Here is a 15158-nt window from a genome sequence, read left to right on the forward strand (position 1 = left end):
TGGTTGTTCTTTACGGAGTGAATGCATGAATGAACCGCCGACAGGTCGTCAGCAGCGCAACCGGCGGGTTACGTCAATCACGCAACGGTTCATTATTTGGATGAATCGAACTGGGGTTGTTTCACACCCAGGGTACGCTCGGTACCGGAGACCACTTTTTCGAAACCTGCCCGTAGGTAGTAGCCTAGTTTAGAGGTACCGGTGGGGGTGTCTTTGGGCAGAAAGCCGAGGTAATGCATGGTTTTGAATACGCTCCCCTTCTGAAGGTCATGGTGCGGAAAACCCGGCTCCGTACAGCCCAGGCAGGGATGGTTAGCGCGGGTTTTGCTCGACTGCCGGTTCCAGAGAATCCGGTTGCAGCTGGCGCGGGTCATTGGCCCCCGGCACCCCACTTCGTAGAACAGGCAGCCGCCCCGCTTGCCAAAGCCACCGTCAACTTTCTGGGCAAAGCTGATCACGTTGGTGCAGCCGGTCTGTACAAAATCCGTAAAAAACGTCTTGGGCCGGTGGTAATCGTCGAGCAGCACATCGCCGATCCGCCCCGTTGCAATGGCGACCAGTATCTGGGTAATCCAGTCGGGGTGGGCCGGGCAACCAGGAATGTTGATGACGGGCAGGCCTCCCTTCGATACGTAGTTCGCTCCCAGAAAACCGCCCTTTGCTGTTTTCAGAAACTGCATCCCGGTTGATTCGCTCGGGTTGGGGGCCACCGCCGGAATGCCGCCCCAGGTGGCGCAGTCGCCAATGGCCACTACGTACCCTACCACTTTAGAGAGTTCCATGACCCAGTCTTTCATGGGCCGCTCACAGAAGTAGTTCATCGTGCCGGTATTCTTCGGTCCCTGAATGATACTGCCTTCGTAAACGAGGATGTCACACTGTACCCGGCCGGCCAGGATGTCCTGCAGCAGATGCGTGACCTGATCGCCGATTTCTAAACCGATGGACGGATGCCATAGAATATTGACGCCGAAATCGGTCACCAGATCGACGACCGTCGGTTCTTCGGCGTTCAGGAACGACATAGTATTACCACTACATGCGCCCCCCTGCAGCCAGAGTACATTAGCCATGAAAGTACGGGTTTAAGTACAGTTAATTATTGAACTTTATAAAGCACAAATGTAATTTTTATTTTTAATTAGAAAAATTTTTCTAATTCTTTTTCATGGCGATACCTACCTCGCTGTCAGCAGGTTTCAGGACGAATCGATGGACAAATTGGGGCTTGTGGCTAGTAGCTCAGCAGGGGCACCACGTCGGCCTGGTATTCGGCCAGGCCCTGCTCGGTGAAATAAGGCCGGATGTGACTCCAGACGGCCTGTTTGTAGCTTGTTTCGGTGCTGGGCAGCCCGCGCATGGTGCTGAAGATCGGCGAAAAAACCAGCGACATCCAGAGCGACTGCGCCAGCTGATCATAGAAACCGGGCGCTGGTTCGGGCTTGAGCACTTCCCGTTGCTGATGAAACAGAAGCCAGCTTCGGAGCTGAAGCAGCATTTTATTGACTGCCTGCTGCCAGGCCACCGTATGATCGCCCGGGGTCGTGCTGGCTTTGAAAAATTCGGCCAGGTAGAACTGATTGGCCTGGAAAAACTGGTAGTACAGGCTCAGCTGCTGATCAAAGTCGGCCAGTTCGGGGCTTTGCAGGTACTGCCGAAAAATATGGCTGAACTCATCGATGACCTGTTCATAAACCGATTCGATGATGGCGTCTTTCGATTTGTAATGGTAGGCCAGATTACCAACACTGATCCCGATCTCTTCCGCAATCTGCTGTAACCGTACGGCATCGACGCCATATTCGTTGAAGAGTTTGACGGATGCATTCAGGATACGTTGCTTGGTAGACAGCATAGCGAATGGTAGATCAGTTGAGACAGGGGTTAAGCTGATCGGCCGAAACGGTCAGGGTACCGCGCTGGTCTTTAGCCGCCAGTCGACGCATAAAATGAGCCTGCTGAGCCGCCCGCTTCGGACAGACATGGGAAGTGATATGCCGCTTCAGAAACTTAAGCGGGTTGTAAATGGATGCGAACAGCAGATCGACCTGCCACTCTCCTTTCGACCGGGTCAGCTGTTCGATAACGGCCGTATCGGCCAGCCACTGGTCGTTGCTGTACAGGTGAAAATCGGACAGATTTCCTTTTCGCTCGGTAAAATGCAGGTTATTAATACCCGCCAGCAGGTTAGCATAGGCAGCCTGGTCGATACTAAACGGCTTTTTTCTCATACACAATGGTAGTGAAGCGGGTAATGGAGAAGCTAAAGTACAACTATAATGAACGTTTGCCTAACCCCGCCGTTAAAAACCAGCCTGCAACGAACCCGCTGACAGTCAAACCAATGCGCCGTCGGGGCGGGGCTAGACCAGCGCGAACAGGTCCTGTACCCCCAGCATACGCTTCGTTACAAAACCCTCGCCAAACTCAGCTCCGATCATGTGTCCATGTTCGCGGGTGCGGGCTTCGAGAAACTTCATAAACGGCTCACCCGAAATATAGCTCTGTGGCTCATTGCTGTCCGGATTGAAAAACTGACTCTTGTAGGCTTTGATAGCGGCTATCTTCTGATCCCAGTAGGCCGAAATGTCGACCACGAAATCGGGGCGGAGCGAGCGATCCTGAATGAAGTGATAAATAAAATCGGGGCGATGAGCTTCCTGCGGCTGGCCATCTTTGCCCACTGTCTTGATCTGCCGCAGACCGGCGTAAAACGAAGCTTCAATCACCAGCTGCGCAGCCCGGCCATGATCGGGGTGACGGTCGTCGGGCGTGTTGGTCAGCACGATTTTGGGGCGGTAATGCCGAATAATGGGGATCAGCGCCATCTGGTGTTCTTCGTCGTTGCGGAAGAACCCATCGCGGAACCCCATGTTCTCCCGGGCCGACAGTTTCATGAGCCGGGCACCTTCGGCCGCTTCCTGCAACCGGATCTGTGGTGTGCCGCGGGTACCCAGTTCGCCCTGGGTCAGGTCAACGCCTGCCACCGTTCGGCCTTTTTCGATCAGCGACAGCACGGTGCCGGCGCAGGTCATTTCAATATCATCGGGGTGGGCGGCAATAGCCAGTACATCTACGGTCATGGGGCAGTGTGTGAACGGAAATCGTTGTTCAGATCGGGTGTCTTTACTTAGTCTATCAATCATTGTTGTCTGATTTTTGTTCACGAGCGATCCGATGCCCTGTCATTTTATCGGCGAAAGCCGTTATTTTGGCGGTACCCATCCCACTCACTCATGTCATACAAAGCCCTGGCCCTTCAACTGACCTGCCAGACCGTTAACGCCCTACAGACCCGCGACGAAGCCGAAGCGGCCATGCTTCGAACCATCGAACGCCTTGAACAACAGATTGCCGCTTCTATCAACTTCATTGGCAAAGACACCCTGCTGGTTGTGGTACCGGAGTCTTTCCTGACGGGTCCACCGCTTAGCGAAACCACGGAACAGTGGCGCGAAAAAGCCGCCCTGGAGATCGACGGACGCGTGTATGAGGCTCTGGGCGCTATGGTACAGCGGCAGCAGATCTATTTTTCGGGCAACGTCTACGAACAGGATGCTTTTTTCCCGGAGCTGTACTTTCAGACCAGCTTCATCATGGGCCCTAACGGCGATGTGCTGCTGCGCTACCGGCGGCTGAACGCCATGTATACCCCCACGCCCCACGACGTCTGGGAGCTGTATCTGGATGCGTACGGCTACGATTCGCTTTTCCCGGTCATCAAAACAAACATCGGCACGCTGGCCTGCATTGCCTCCGACGAGATTCTGTTTCCGGAAGTGGCGCGCTGCCTGACCATGCGCGGAGCCGAAGTGCTTCTGCATGCTACGTCCGAAGTGAGCAGCCCCCTGGTCAGTCCGAAAAATGTGGCTAAACAGGCCAGAGCCATCGAGAATATGGCCTATGTCGTATCGGCTAACGCGGGCGGGGTTCTCGATAGCCCAGTTCCCTTCGCGACCCATAACGGTGGGTCCAGAATCATTGACCCCCGCGGTATGATCCTGGCCGAAGCCGCCCAGGGCGAAAGCCTGGCGGCCACCGCCGATATCGACCTGGCGGCCCTGCGCGAGTTCCGGCAACGGCCCGCAGCTGGCAACCTGCTGGCCCGCCAGCGCAATGAACTGTATGCCCAGAGCTACGCCCAGACCAGCATCTATCCCCCCGACACCCTGCTGAGCCAACCCGCCGAACGCCCCCACTTTGTTCGAACGCAGCAGGAAGTGATCAAGAAACTCTACTCCTGATTCACCCAACCGAAAAAGGGCCTGCCAGGCCCTTTTTCGGTTTTCCAGACAAACCAGTAACTGATCAGACCCGTCCGCCAACCACCAGGCTGTCGGCCTGCAACCGGTCGGGTACCGCAGACCGGGGGTTACCACTGCATACTTCTGCCAAACTTGGCGTATTTTTGCGGGTTATTACATTATGACCGCAAGCATCCGCGACATCGCCTATCAACTGCGGCAGGGCCAGCTTATTGCCCTCGCCGACGAAACCGGCTGGTCGGTAGCCGCCGATCCGACTCATGACGCAGCCGTTCTTTCGCTGCTCAGCCTTCGGACGAGCCTGCCTGCCCAGCTGCAGCCCACCGTGCTCATTCAGCATACCGATCAGCTGGGTCTCTACGTGGCTAAAGTGCCCGATGTAGCCTTCGATCTGGTTGAGTTTGCCGAAAACCCGCTGATTGTCGTCTACGATCAGGGCAAAAACCTGGCTGCATCGGCCCTGGCTGATACGCCTACGGTGGCCGTTCGGCGGTCGCTCAATCCCGACATACAGCGGCTGATCGGCAGTTTTGGCCGCGGTTTGCTGACCATTCCATTCGAGTCGCTGAGCCTGCCACCGGCGGCTGAATCACTCGTCGCTGAGCGGTTCGGAACGCTGCCCGGCATGCCCAGATGGCCCCGCATCATGCGGCTGGGGGTAAATGGCGAGGTGCAGTTTATACGAAAATGAATTTTAGCGACATACTCCATAAAAACCCGATTTTCGAGACCATCGCCCAACAGGCTGATTCGATGGGCGTAAAAGCCTACGTAATTGGCGGGTTCGTACGCGATCTGGTGCTGGGTCGCCCGTCGAAAGATATCGATGTGGTCTGCATAGGCAGTGGCATTGCGCTGGCCGAAGCCGTGGGTCAGGCGCTGCGCACGCCCGTTGCCCTATTCCCGAACTTCGGCACCGCGATGCTGCGGACAAACCAGCCCGGCAGCCCGACCACTACCGACAGCTGGGAGGTTGAGTTTGTCGGCGCCCGGAAAGAATCGTACCGGAGCGACTCCCGCAAACCGATTGTTGAAGACGGCACCCTCGAAGACGACCAGAACCGCCGGGATTTTACCATCAACGCTATGGGCATCAGCCTGAGCCAGACCGACTTCGGCACCCTGCTCGACCCATTTGACGGGCTGAAAGACCTGAAACGGAAAACCATCCGGACCCCGCTCGACCCGGCCCTTACGTTCTCCGACGACCCGCTTCGGATGATGCGGGCCATCCGGTTCGCGTCGCAGCTCAACTTCGATATCGAGCCCGATACCTTCGATGCCATCGTCAGGATGAACGAACGGATCAGCATCGTGTCGCAGGAGCGCATTACCGACGAGCTGAACAAGATCATTCTGTCATCAACACCTTCGTATGGGTTCAAACTGCTGTACCACGCGGGGCTGCTGGAGCGTATTTTCCCGGAATTGATTGCCCTGAAGGGGGTAGAGACGGTAGAAGGGAAAGGCCACAAAGACAACTTTTACCATACGCTGCAGGTCCTCGACAACATTGCCAACCGCTCGAAAAAAGACGCCGTCGCCCCCGAAAACGAGCTGTGGCTCCGGTGGGCCGCTCTGTTGCACGACATTGCCAAACCCGCTACCAAGCGGTTCGACCAGAAAGCAGGCTGGACCTTTCACGGCCACGAAGACCTGGGGGCCCGCTGGGTACCGCGTATTTTCCGAAACCTGAAGCTGCCGCTCAACGAGCACATGCGGTTTGTACAGACGCTGGTTCGTTTGCATCTGCGGCCCATTGCGCTCACCAAAGAGCAGATTACCGACTCGGCCCTGCGCCGGCTCCTGTTCGACGCGGGCAACGACCTCGACGGGCTGATGGCGCTCTGCCGCGCCGACATTACCTCGAAGAACTACGAAAAGGTCCAGAAACACCTGCGTAACTTCGATAAGGTCGAACAGAAGCTGCACGATCTGGAAGAGCGCGACAAACTGCGCAACTTTCAGCCCGTCATAACGGGCGAACTTATCATGGAAACCTTCGGCCTGCCGCCCTCCAAAGAAGTGGGCGAGCTGAAAACCGTGGTTCGCGAAGCCGTACTAGATGGACTTGTTCCCAACACGCTCGATCAGGCGCTGCCGTTTTTGCTTGAAGAGGGACGAAAGCGCGGGCTGGTTGCCAAAACAATCGTGAACAATGAACAATGAATCCGCTTATTTTGAGCATCCATTGTCCTCATTCCCTGTTTATCATTCATCGTTTATTCAGTTAACACCGTGGAGAATAATACCAATTTCCGGCGCTTCTTTGGCGCAACGCTGACCATCCTGGGGGTTGTCGTCGTCCTGTTTGCCCTCGTGGCCTTTCTGTCTGATGGCAAACCCGTTCTGGGAATGAGTGTCAACAAGGCCGAGTCGGCCGCCCCGTTCATCGTCGGCATGATTTTTCTGATTACCGGCGTCAACCTGGTGCGGGAGTCATAATAACCACGGCCAACAATTTACAGACAGGCGGGTTACTCTTTCGGGCTGGTGGGTTGTAAACACCGGCTCTCCGAGTCAGCACACACCCAAACCCGTCTATCCGTGGCCATTCCCGACGAAGCCTTTACCCTGGGCGTTGAAGAAGAGTATCAGATTGTTGATCCCGAAACCCGGCAGCTACAGTCCGACGCGCAGCTCATTCTCCCGGAAGCGCGGGCTACCGTTGGCGATCAGGTAACGCCCGAGATGTACCGATCGCAGATCGAAATTGGCACCCCCGTCTGCCAGACCCTCGGCCAGGTACGCGACGAACTGAACCGGCTGCGGAGCGAGCTGATTACGGCCGCCGAGAAAACGGGAAATCGCATCGTGGCGGCTGGCACCCATCCTTTTTCGCACTGGGAAGACCAGAAGCTGACCCGGCGAGCCCGTTACCGCGACCTGGCTACCGACTTTCAACAGCTCACCCGCGAGCAGCTGATCTTTGGCTGCCACGTGCATGTCGGCATCCCGGACCGGGAAATCGCCATACAGGTCATGAACCGGTCGCGCCCCTGGTTATCGGTCCTGCTGGCGCTGGCGGGTAACTCGCCCTTCTGGCTCGGCACCGATACCGGCTACGCCAGCTTCCGCACCGAGATATGGGGACGCTGGCCCACCGCCGGTATCCCGCAGGTCTTCGACGCCTGGGCCGACTACGAGCAACTAGTCAACGAGCTTGCCTCTACGGGCATCATTGCCGACGCCAGCAAGATCTACTGGGATGTTCGGCCGTCGTCGCATTACGACACGCTCGAGTTCCGGGTAACGGATGTTTGTTTAACCGTCGACGAAGCGGTTCTGATTGCCGGACTGGTGCGCGCCCTGGCCCGAACCTGCGCCTGGGACGCCGAGCGATACGCCCCCTTCCGCCACGTCAGAACCGAACTGGTACAGGCGGCCAAATGGCAGGCCGCGCGCTTTGGCCTGACCGACCAACTCATCGACGTACAGGCAGCCCAGGCGGTTCCGGCCCGGCAACTGGTTGATCAGCTGCTGGCCTACGTAAGCCCGGCGCTGGACGTTTACGGCGACCGAAACGAGATAACGAAGCTGATCGATAAAGTCTTTGGGGAGGGCAACGGGGCTAGCCGGCAACGGGCCGTTTTTGAGCAGACCGAGAAGCTGGAAGACGTTGTCGACTACCTGATTGCCGAAACGGCCAGGTAACCTTACCGGCTCAGCCGGGCCGAAAGCAGCCAGCTGTAGGTATTGAGCGGCAAAGGAAGACCGTCGGGCTGTATCTGTAAATACATCAGGTGCAGGTGCGTCGGCGACCGGCTTTTGTAGGCATTGAACCCCGTTCGGCCCATTTCGCCAATTTTCTGCCCGGCCTGTACCCACTGCCCCGGCGCAACGGTGATGTGGCTGTTGTGCGCGTAGTAAAAAAGGCCATGCAGGGTTGGATCATATATCCAGATCCAGTTGCCCCCCCGGTATTCGGAACCCGGTAACCAGCCCGTTTCGATTCCCAGCACCAGGCCGTTGCTCATCGACAGAATATCGACCGGCTGCCGCGTCCGGTCGTCGAGGTAATCCTGATTTCGGTCTGAAATGAATATATCCTGGGCCGGATGGCTCCCACGCACGTTGTAGTCGAACAAATCAAAGCCGTTTCCCCGGTACCCTTCGCCGTGAGTGCCGCCGATGGCGCTGGGCGCATAACCACGCAGTGGAAACGCAAAGTAACGACCCGTCCGGCGCAGACTGTCGCGTTGGGCCGAATCGGGCTGGAAGCTGTCAACACTCCTGAAACGCTCCTGCAGTCCTTTCATGATGCCACTAAAAGCCATACGGGCCGAGTCGGGCGCTACCCGCTGTTCACGAATCAGGGTGTATAGGGTTTGAAATTGCTGGCAATAGGCGTAAACGGTTGGCTCTACCGAATTGGCCGATACAACCTGCGATGAAGCTACGTTTAAACTCCCGATCACAATTGCTCCCAGAATGCCTGCTACCCGCATGAACGACAATACGTCAACTTTCACTACCTGTTACATTAAGGTCAAGTGCCCAAAAATACGGAAAGTAGCGGTAAATAAGGCCGTCGGCCCCGGAGAGCTGCCGATGCAGTATACGCTCCTTAGCCAATCAGGCACCTCCAGGCCGCTCTCCACCGGGCCGGGCGTTCCGGCTTACGGTTCGCTGGTGTACGTTCTCATCCGCCGGGTACGAGATCGGTCATGCGGTAATTGGCCTGATACCATGGCAGTTCTGAGCAGACCCGTGCCATCAGGCATAAGGCGTCTTTTTTCGGCCAGGCTCCCATCAGCCAAAAATGTCGGCCTGAAAAAATAATGTAAAATCAAGGCTTCTGAAGGAAGCAAACCTGTAGTTTATCCTATTATTTTGTCTTATTGGTAAATACTATAAGCCCTGTTCCAGAATGAATCGACGAAACGCGCTTTCTCATATCTCGCTGCTACTCGGAAGCACCCTCTCGGCCCCTACCCTGCTGGCCATGAACCGTCGGGACCGGCACGAACGGGCTCCGGGCGGGTTTACCCTGACCTCAGACCAGCGCAGTCTTGTTGCCACGGTGGCTGAGTTAATTATTCCAAAAACCGACACGCCGGGCGCTATAGAAGCCGGCGTACCGGCTTTTATCGAAATGATGCTGCAGGACTGCTATCTGCAACCCGAACATCAGAGTTTTGTGGCGGGGGTTGAGCAGCTCCAGCAGGCTGGTTTTCTGAGCCAGTCAACGGCCGATCAAACCGAAACGCTTCGGCGGCTCGAAGCGGAGACCAAAGAGCTGATGAAAGCCTATCAGGTGCAGCAGACGAAAATGGGCGATAATGAAGACAAAGAACTGATGAAAAAACAGGCTACGGGGCTACCCTTCTGGCGGCTTATGAAGGAACTGACGCTGCTGGGCTACTTCACGTCCGAAGCAGGCCTGCAGGCGTCGTTCAACTATGTACCGATTCCGGGCAAGTACGAACTCGTCAAGATTAAGTCCGGTCAGAAAGTCTACGCCTACTAACCCCTACCTACCTTTATGAATCTAAACCTGACGACGGATAAAACCCATCGCTACGACGCTATTGTGGTGGGGTCGGGCATGACTGGCGGCATCGCGGCCAAAGAACTAACCCAGAAAGGCCTGCGTGTGCTCGTGATCGAGCGCGGCCGCGAGGTGAAGCATATCGAAGATTACGATACGGCGATGAAGGCGCCCTGGGAGATTCAGCACCGGGATAAAGTCCCCGTCCGCTCGGCCGAAGAGTTATGGGCCAACAACCGGTTTGTGGGCATGGCTCAGGACGACAAAGCCGGATTCATGACCAACGACCAGCAGAACCCGTACGTCGAAAAACGGCCGTTCGACTGGATTCGGGCTTATCATACGGGCGGCAAGTCCATGCACTGGGGTCGGCAAACCTACCGCTGGAATCCCGCCGACTTTGAAGCAAACGCGAAAGAGGGCATCGGAGTCGACTGGCCCATTCGTTATACTGATCTGGTCCCCTGGTACAGCTATATCGAGAAGTTTGTGGGCGTAAGTGGGCAGGCCGAGCAGCTGGCGGTACTCCCCGACAGTCATTTTCTACCGCCCATGCCGATGTCGCCCCCCGAGCGCTTTTTTCGGGAGGCCATGAAGCAGAAGCTCAACCGTCCGGTAACCATTGGCCGCGTGGCCAACCTGACCCAACCGCAGTCGTGGCATACGGCACTGGGCCGGGCGTCGTGCCAGTTCCGTAACAAATGCAGCCGGGGCTGTCCGTATGGAGCCTACTACAGCTCGCTATCCGGAGCGATTCCGGCGGCCCGGGCTACCAACCGGCTGGACATTCTGCACGACAGCATTGCGGCTGAGCTGATCTACGACGATAAAACAGGCCGCGCCACCGGCGTTCGGGTTATTAACCAGCACACGCTGGCCGTTACCGACTACTCGGCCCGGATTATTTTTCTCAACGCCGGCTCGATGAATACGGCCGCGCTGCTGCTCAACTCCCGGTCGAGCCGGTTTCCGAATGGCCTTGGCAACGACAGTGATCAGGTCGGCCGCAACATCATGGACCACCATCTGGGAGCCGGTGCCAACGCCACCATCGAGGGGTTCGACGAAGACCTGATGTATGGCCAGCGACCCAACGCCCTGTATATTCCCCGCTTCCGAAACTGGGGCAGCGACCGGCAGACTACCTACCTGCGGGGCTTTGGGTACCAGGGCGGAGCAAGTCGAAGCGACTGGAAACGGGGCGTGGCCATGGACGGCTTTGGCGCATCGTTCAAACAGCAAATGACACAACCCGGCGCCTGGACCATCGGGTTCGGTGGCTTCGGCGAGGTATTACCCAACCCGAATAACCGCATGTACCTCGACCCGGTAAAGAAAGATAAATGGGGCGTTCCCCTCATCGTGTTCGATGCCGCCTTTGGCGAGAACGAGATTGCCATGCGTAAAGACATGATGAACTCGGCCGCCGAAATGCTCGATGCCGCCGGTTTCAAGAATATTACGGGCAACAACCGGCAGGATGTTCACCTGGGCCTGGGTATCCACGAAATGGGGACGGCCCGTATGGGTAAAGACCCGAAAACGTCGGTGCTGAACAAATTCAACCAGGTCCACGACTGCAAAAATGTGTTCGTCACCGACGGAGCCGCCATGGCCTCTTCATCCTGCGTGAACCCATCGCTGACGTACATGGCACTCACCGCCCGCGCGGCCAATTATGCAGTAGACCAGCTGACTAAGAAGAACCTGTAGAGACGCCATGAACAGAGACGCGAGGGCCGGGACGCCGGTGCGATCGCGTCTCTACAGGCATCATAAGAAACGTGATCAACAGAGACGCGAAGGCCGGGACACCGGTGCGGTCGCGTCTCTACGGGCAGAAAATCTTGTAGAAGGTATAACTGACCATGATGCCGGTATAGGTGTAGCTGTCGCGCAGGGCGGGGTTTCCCTGGGCGTTTTTAGCGGTTGTGACGCCGTAGGTAACGTCGCCGAGGCCGTCCAGATAGTCGCTGTTCGTGAACCGGGTTCCAAACTCAGCCCCGATGCTCCAGGGGCGTTTGATCTCGTATTTTACGCCAATCCCAATCGGAAAGGTCATGTACCCTCTGGCGCGCACCACCGAGTTCCGGACGCTGAAGAGGCCGATTCCGCCGAAGACGTAGGGTGTCCAGTTGCGGACCTTGGGCTGCGGCTTGTAGGAAAAGAAGTTGTACTGAATGTCGATCGTTGCTTCGCTGACCCGGCTGTTGAACGAGTAATCGCGGGCCAGCTGAAGCGGATCGCGGCTCACCCGATCTTCACCTTTGATACCACCGATGGCCAGTCCGCCCCGGAACGATACGGATCGGGTGGCATTATACCGGAAGAACATATTGGCCGCCGGCATGTAAAAGCGGGGGTTGAGACTGGGCGACACGTCTCCCTTGTACAGCATTCCCCCCAGCCCACCGCCAATCTCGGCTTTTTGCGCCAGTGTAGTCAGACTGATAAAAAGCCCGGCTATGAGCAGCCAGGCCAATTTGATTCTATGCCTCATAGACGTGTGGAGAAACCCAACCGGTATTACTTGATGGGTGGGCACTTGATCCGACCCGGAATAATGTAACGAACGGAGAAATTAGTCAGCAGGTAGCCATCTTTCAGGACGGTGTTAGCCCCGCGAATCTCGCTCTGGAAAGGACTGGGATCGGCGGCAAACAACTCCTGCGCTACCGTGTACCGATCCGTATTGACGCGGGCGGCATCACGCTCGAAGCGCCGGTCGGCCATGATAGCGCCAAGCCCCTGCACGGCTTCCGGGCTGGCATAGTTGCCGCCTACATCGTCAAGATAGTCGGTGAACGTAAGCCGGAACCCGATTTCGGCGCCCAGGTCGAAGTTATCGTTCAATCTGTAGCGAGCGCCAAAGCCTACCGGCACGGCCAGCGTTACCAGCGAGTAGGGCTTGTCGTAGCCGGGCTGACCCTGTCCTTCCGTACGAAGCGGCTGTAGCTTTACCCATTTACGGGCTTCGTACTCGCCATTGTTGTTGTTGGTTTCGGTAGGCGTGCGGGCTTCCGGTGCATGGGCCAGCAAGGCCAGGCCACCAAAGAGGTAAGGCGTGAATTTGGCCCGTGCGTTCGAGTTGCGTCCGTCTTCGATAAAATTATAAATGCCCGTTACGGCAAACTCTTTCAAGTCGTTTCGGAAGTGGAGGTTTCGGGCATACTGAGCCGCGAATAACGTGGGATTCACCTTGCTGAACGTGTAATCGTCGCCCGAAATGCGGGCCCAGGTAAACGATGCTCTGGCTGCAAAATGGGGCGTAAACTGACGCGTATAGCCAAGGGCCACGTTCCAGCGGGGCATGATAAACGTAGCACGCAGCGGCTGCCGGTAACCGGCCAGCTCACCGTAATAATGCGAGGAACCGACGCCCAGGGAGACGGCAGAGTAAGGGGCAAAACGAGTGTTTGGTCGGCGTTGGGCTACACTATCCGTAGCCCGGGTTGCCAGTAAAATAAGAACCGCAACGCCTGCTACTACGTACTGATATGTTTTCATAAAGCGTAAAATACGTGAATCAACCCCCACTGGCCCCAAAAGCCAGCCAATTCCCAAACGGAGGTATTGTTAAAATTATTGGCGAAAAGACAAAAAATGTACGACAGAGCGCCTGTCAAACCATTGATTGGACCATTAATTGACTAAAACGGCCGTCTGGTTTCAATTCCGGATATCCCAGCCCCAGTTAAGTTTGCTCCGGAGGGTGTTCAGGAAATTATCGTCACCGAGCTTAACCAGCCGGGCTTTGAACGCTTCCTTCTGTACGCTGATCCGCACCGACGTTTCAACCGTAAACGACCGGGAGTCGAGGGCGGCCAGAAAGTTTCCACTCCGGCTCTCAACCTCAAACGCCAGCTGACAACTGTCCATCACAATCATGGGCCGCACGTTCAGGTTATGCGGGCTGATCGGGGTAATGATAAAATTGTTGGTTTGCGGCAGCAGCACCGGCCCGCCACAGCTGAGCGAGTAACCCGTAGAACCCGAGGGCGTAGAAACGATCAGCCCGTCGGCCCAGTACGAATTCAGGAATTCGCCATCCAGATAGGTATGCACCGTAATCATAGACGAGGTCTGGGTGCGGGTGATGGTGAAGTCGTTGAGCCCGAACGGAAGCTGGCCGAATATCTCCTGGCTCGACCTGACGCTGACCAGGGTTCGCTCATCAATGCTGTACTGCTCGTTGAAGAGCGCGTCGATCATCAGTCGAATCGACGAGGGCGCTACCGTTGCCAGAAAGCCGAGCCGCCCAATGTTGATACCGATGATCGGAATCTGCCGGGGTCCAACGTGGGTTACGGCATCGAGCAGGGTTCCGTCGCCCCCCAGACTAAAGATGAAATCGGCATCGGCAAGGCCTTCGTCAACGGTATAGGTAGCGGTGCTGTAATGAGTAATGCCAGCGTTGTCGAGAAACTCGCGATACCCCTGCGAGATAAGCACGTCGGCCTGCCGTTTTGCCAGTTCTTCAAACATAGACTGGATATACGGTCGGGCCTGTTCGGGAAAGTTACGCCCGTGAATGGCGATTTTCATGGAAGAGCGTTTATAGTTTTCGGCATGGGGTTCCGGAAGCGGATGACACCCGCGTTTTCATCCAGGTGAAGGCTGACCAGAACCAGGGGCGAAACTACCAAAACTAGGTGTTTAAATAACGAAGCAACGAATCGAGCCGCTCCTGATCGATACTTTCGACGGGTGTGTTGGCAAAAGCCGCTTCGATCTGATACCCGAACCGTTCGAGCGTTGAAATCACGAGGGTGATATCGCGTCGGTTCAGCTTGAGCGTCAGTCGCGAGCGGTCGGGTTGCCCGTAGGCCGCGCTGGAAAAATAGCTGCTGACAATTTTGGTGTTGTTCGATTCGATCAGCCGGCTGATCTCGGCCATTGAATAATCGCGTTCGTTCAAACTCAGGATCAGAATGGCGCCGGCTTCCTGAACGCCCAGCTCCTGCGCAAACTGCCGGATCAGTTCGTTGGCCGAGACCGTTCCGATAAATTCACGCCCCTCGTTCAGTACCGCCACGACATCCATCCGGTTCTGAATCACGAGACTCAGAATCTCATACAAATGCTGATTATCGAACACGTAAATCTGTTCAAAAAGCCGCATTACATCGCTCAGGGGCTGCTCTTCGTCGGCCACATCCATGAGCAACTCTTCGGTTACTACGCCCCGGTATTCGCTCTGATCAGTCAGCACGAGTTGCCCGATGCGGTGCTCCTGCATCCAGTCCAAAGCCTGTCCGACAGAGTCAGACGGTTTCAGCGCCGGGAGCATGGGGTCAATAAGTTCGGCAGCCAGCATATGAATGGTGTCTAAGAAAACTGTATGCCAGAAAACTACAGAATTTCCGGCATAGTTTCCAAATCTTATTTAAAAGGCCGGGCGC

Annotated in this window: 16 protein-coding genes; 7 read left to right on the forward strand and 9 right to left on the reverse strand. The window is 56.4% G+C overall.

The window, feature by feature from the left end; all coding sequences use genetic code 11:
* Positions 1–92 precede the first annotated feature (92 nt).
* The 4 genes from B1C80_RS06740 to bshB1 all read right to left on the reverse strand — a co-directional run bounded on the left by B1C80_RS06740 (position 93) and on the right by bshB1 (position 3083).
* Positions 93–1073, reverse strand: a complete 981-nt coding sequence (locus B1C80_RS06740) for a hydrogenase (RefSeq protein ID WP_077920304.1) — start codon at positions 1071–1073, stop codon at positions 93–95.
* A 161-nt stretch (positions 1074–1234) separates the two neighbouring features.
* Positions 1235–1855, reverse strand: a complete 621-nt coding sequence (locus B1C80_RS06745; protein WP_077920305.1) for a TetR/AcrR family transcriptional regulator — start codon at positions 1853–1855, stop codon at positions 1235–1237.
* 13 nt (positions 1856–1868) lie between these two features.
* Complete coding sequence (locus B1C80_RS06750) at positions 1869–2231, reverse strand: hypothetical protein (protein WP_077920306.1); 363 nt, start codon at positions 2229–2231, stop codon at positions 1869–1871.
* A 132-nt stretch (positions 2232–2363) separates the two neighbouring features.
* The gene (gene bshB1 / locus B1C80_RS06755) at positions 2364–3083 is read right to left on the reverse strand and encodes a bacillithiol biosynthesis deacetylase BshB1 (RefSeq protein WP_077920307.1); all 720 of its coding nucleotides are present in this window, start codon (positions 3081–3083) and stop codon (positions 2364–2366) included.
* A 153-nt stretch (positions 3084–3236) separates the two neighbouring features.
* On the opposite strand from bshB1, the gene B1C80_RS06760 reads away from it, so the two are divergent.
* From B1C80_RS06760 to B1C80_RS06780, 5 genes are all read left to right on the forward strand, one after another.
* Positions 3237–4244, forward strand: coding sequence for a nitrilase-related carbon-nitrogen hydrolase (locus tag B1C80_RS06760; RefSeq protein WP_077920308.1), 1008 nt, complete (start codon positions 3237–3239; stop codon positions 4242–4244).
* Between the two features lie 181 nt (positions 4245–4425).
* Complete coding sequence (locus B1C80_RS06765) at positions 4426–4956, forward strand: L-threonylcarbamoyladenylate synthase (RefSeq protein WP_077920309.1); 531 nt, start codon at positions 4426–4428, stop codon at positions 4954–4956.
* On the forward strand, positions 4953–6434 hold the full coding sequence (locus B1C80_RS06770) for a CCA tRNA nucleotidyltransferase (protein ID WP_077920310.1): 1482 nt from the start codon (positions 4953–4955) through the stop codon (positions 6432–6434). Before B1C80_RS06765 ends, B1C80_RS06770 begins: the two co-directional genes overlap by 4 nt.
* 69 nt (positions 6435–6503) lie before the next feature.
* Entirely contained in the window at positions 6504–6710 is a 207-nt protein-coding gene (locus tag B1C80_RS06775; RefSeq protein ID WP_077920311.1) for a hypothetical protein, read from the forward strand.
* A gap of 102 nt (positions 6711–6812) precedes the next feature.
* The gene (locus B1C80_RS06780; protein ID WP_236648660.1) at positions 6813–7919 is read left to right on the forward strand and encodes a carboxylate-amine ligase; all 1107 of its coding nucleotides are present in this window, start codon (positions 6813–6815) and stop codon (positions 7917–7919) included.
* 2 nt (positions 7920–7921) lie between these two features.
* Here B1C80_RS06780 and B1C80_RS06785 read toward each other — a convergent pair whose 3' ends face one another.
* Positions 7922–8713, reverse strand: a complete 792-nt coding sequence (locus tag B1C80_RS06785; RefSeq protein ID WP_170315649.1) for a M23 family metallopeptidase — start codon at positions 8711–8713, stop codon at positions 7922–7924.
* Positions 8714–9135: 422 nt separating this feature from the next.
* Between B1C80_RS06785 and B1C80_RS06790 the strand changes: the two genes are divergently transcribed.
* Positions 9136–9735 carry a gluconate 2-dehydrogenase subunit 3 family protein gene (locus tag B1C80_RS06790; protein WP_077920313.1) on the forward strand — a complete coding sequence of 200 codons (600 nt, stop codon included), beginning with the start codon at positions 9136–9138 and terminating at the stop codon, positions 9733–9735.
* 15 nt (positions 9736–9750) lie between these two features.
* Positions 9751–11469 (forward strand): GMC oxidoreductase, encoded by a 1719-nt coding sequence (locus tag B1C80_RS06795; protein ID WP_077920314.1) that lies wholly within the window; start codon positions 9751–9753, stop codon positions 11467–11469.
* A gap of 118 nt (positions 11470–11587) precedes the next feature.
* Here B1C80_RS06795 and B1C80_RS06800 read toward each other — a convergent pair whose 3' ends face one another.
* From B1C80_RS06800 to B1C80_RS06815, 4 genes are all read right to left on the reverse strand, one after another.
* A complete protein-coding gene (locus tag B1C80_RS06800; protein WP_170315640.1) occupies positions 11588–12256 on the reverse strand; it encodes a DUF6089 family protein in 669 nt (222 codons plus the stop codon).
* A 26-nt stretch (positions 12257–12282) separates the two neighbouring features.
* On the reverse strand, positions 12283–13263 hold the full coding sequence (locus B1C80_RS06805) for a DUF6089 family protein (protein WP_077920315.1): 981 nt from the start codon (positions 13261–13263) through the stop codon (positions 12283–12285).
* A 162-nt stretch (positions 13264–13425) separates the two neighbouring features.
* The gene (locus B1C80_RS06810) at positions 13426–14301 is read right to left on the reverse strand and encodes an NAD kinase (protein WP_077920316.1); all 876 of its coding nucleotides are present in this window, start codon (positions 14299–14301) and stop codon (positions 13426–13428) included.
* A gap of 103 nt (positions 14302–14404) precedes the next feature.
* Positions 14405–15073, reverse strand: a complete 669-nt coding sequence (locus B1C80_RS06815) for a CBS domain-containing protein (protein ID WP_077920317.1) — start codon at positions 15071–15073, stop codon at positions 14405–14407.
* Positions 15074–15158: the final 85 nt, after the last annotated feature.

Source organism: Spirosoma sp. 209 (assembly GCF_002006735.1).
In the GTDB taxonomy this organism is placed as follows: domain Bacteria; phylum Bacteroidota; class Bacteroidia; order Cytophagales; family Spirosomataceae; genus Spirosoma; species Spirosoma sordidisoli.

Bases quoted from the DNA above. Each gene is read 5' to 3' on its own strand.
- B1C80_RS06740 (WP_077920304.1), bottom strand. From the start codon at position 1,073: ATGGCTAATGTACTCTGGCTGCAGGGGGGCGCATGTAGTGGTAATACT.
- B1C80_RS06745 (WP_077920305.1), bottom strand. From the start codon at position 1,855: ATGCTGTCTACCAAGCAACGTATCCTGAATGCATCCGTCAAACTCTTC.
- B1C80_RS06750 (WP_077920306.1), bottom strand. From the start codon at position 2,231: ATGAGAAAAAAGCCGTTTAGTATCGACCAGGCTGCCTATGCTAACCTG.
- bshB1 (WP_077920307.1), bottom strand. From the start codon at position 3,083: ATGACCGTAGATGTACTGGCTATTGCCGCCCACCCCGATGATATTGAA.
- B1C80_RS06760 (WP_077920308.1), top strand. From the start codon at position 3,237: ATGTCATACAAAGCCCTGGCCCTTCAACTGACCTGCCAGACCGTTAAC.
- B1C80_RS06765 (WP_077920309.1), top strand. From the start codon at position 4,426: ATGACCGCAAGCATCCGCGACATCGCCTATCAACTGCGGCAGGGCCAG.
- B1C80_RS06770 (WP_077920310.1), top strand. From the start codon at position 4,953: ATGAATTTTAGCGACATACTCCATAAAAACCCGATTTTCGAGACCATC.
- B1C80_RS06785 (WP_170315649.1), bottom strand. From the start codon at position 8,713: ATGCGGGTAGCAGGCATTCTGGGAGCAATTGTGATCGGGAGTTTAAAC.
- B1C80_RS06790 (WP_077920313.1), top strand. From the start codon at position 9,136: ATGAATCGACGAAACGCGCTTTCTCATATCTCGCTGCTACTCGGAAGC.
- B1C80_RS06795 (WP_077920314.1), top strand. From the start codon at position 9,751: ATGAATCTAAACCTGACGACGGATAAAACCCATCGCTACGACGCTATT.
- B1C80_RS06800 (WP_170315640.1), bottom strand. From the start codon at position 12,256: ATGAGGCATAGAATCAAATTGGCCTGGCTGCTCATAGCCGGGCTTTTT.
- B1C80_RS06805 (WP_077920315.1), bottom strand. From the start codon at position 13,263: ATGAAAACATATCAGTACGTAGTAGCAGGCGTTGCGGTTCTTATTTTA.
- B1C80_RS06810 (WP_077920316.1), bottom strand. From the start codon at position 14,301: ATGAAAATCGCCATTCACGGGCGTAACTTTCCCGAACAGGCCCGACCG.
- B1C80_RS06815 (WP_077920317.1), bottom strand. From the start codon at position 15,073: ATGCTGGCTGCCGAACTTATTGACCCCATGCTCCCGGCGCTGAAACCG.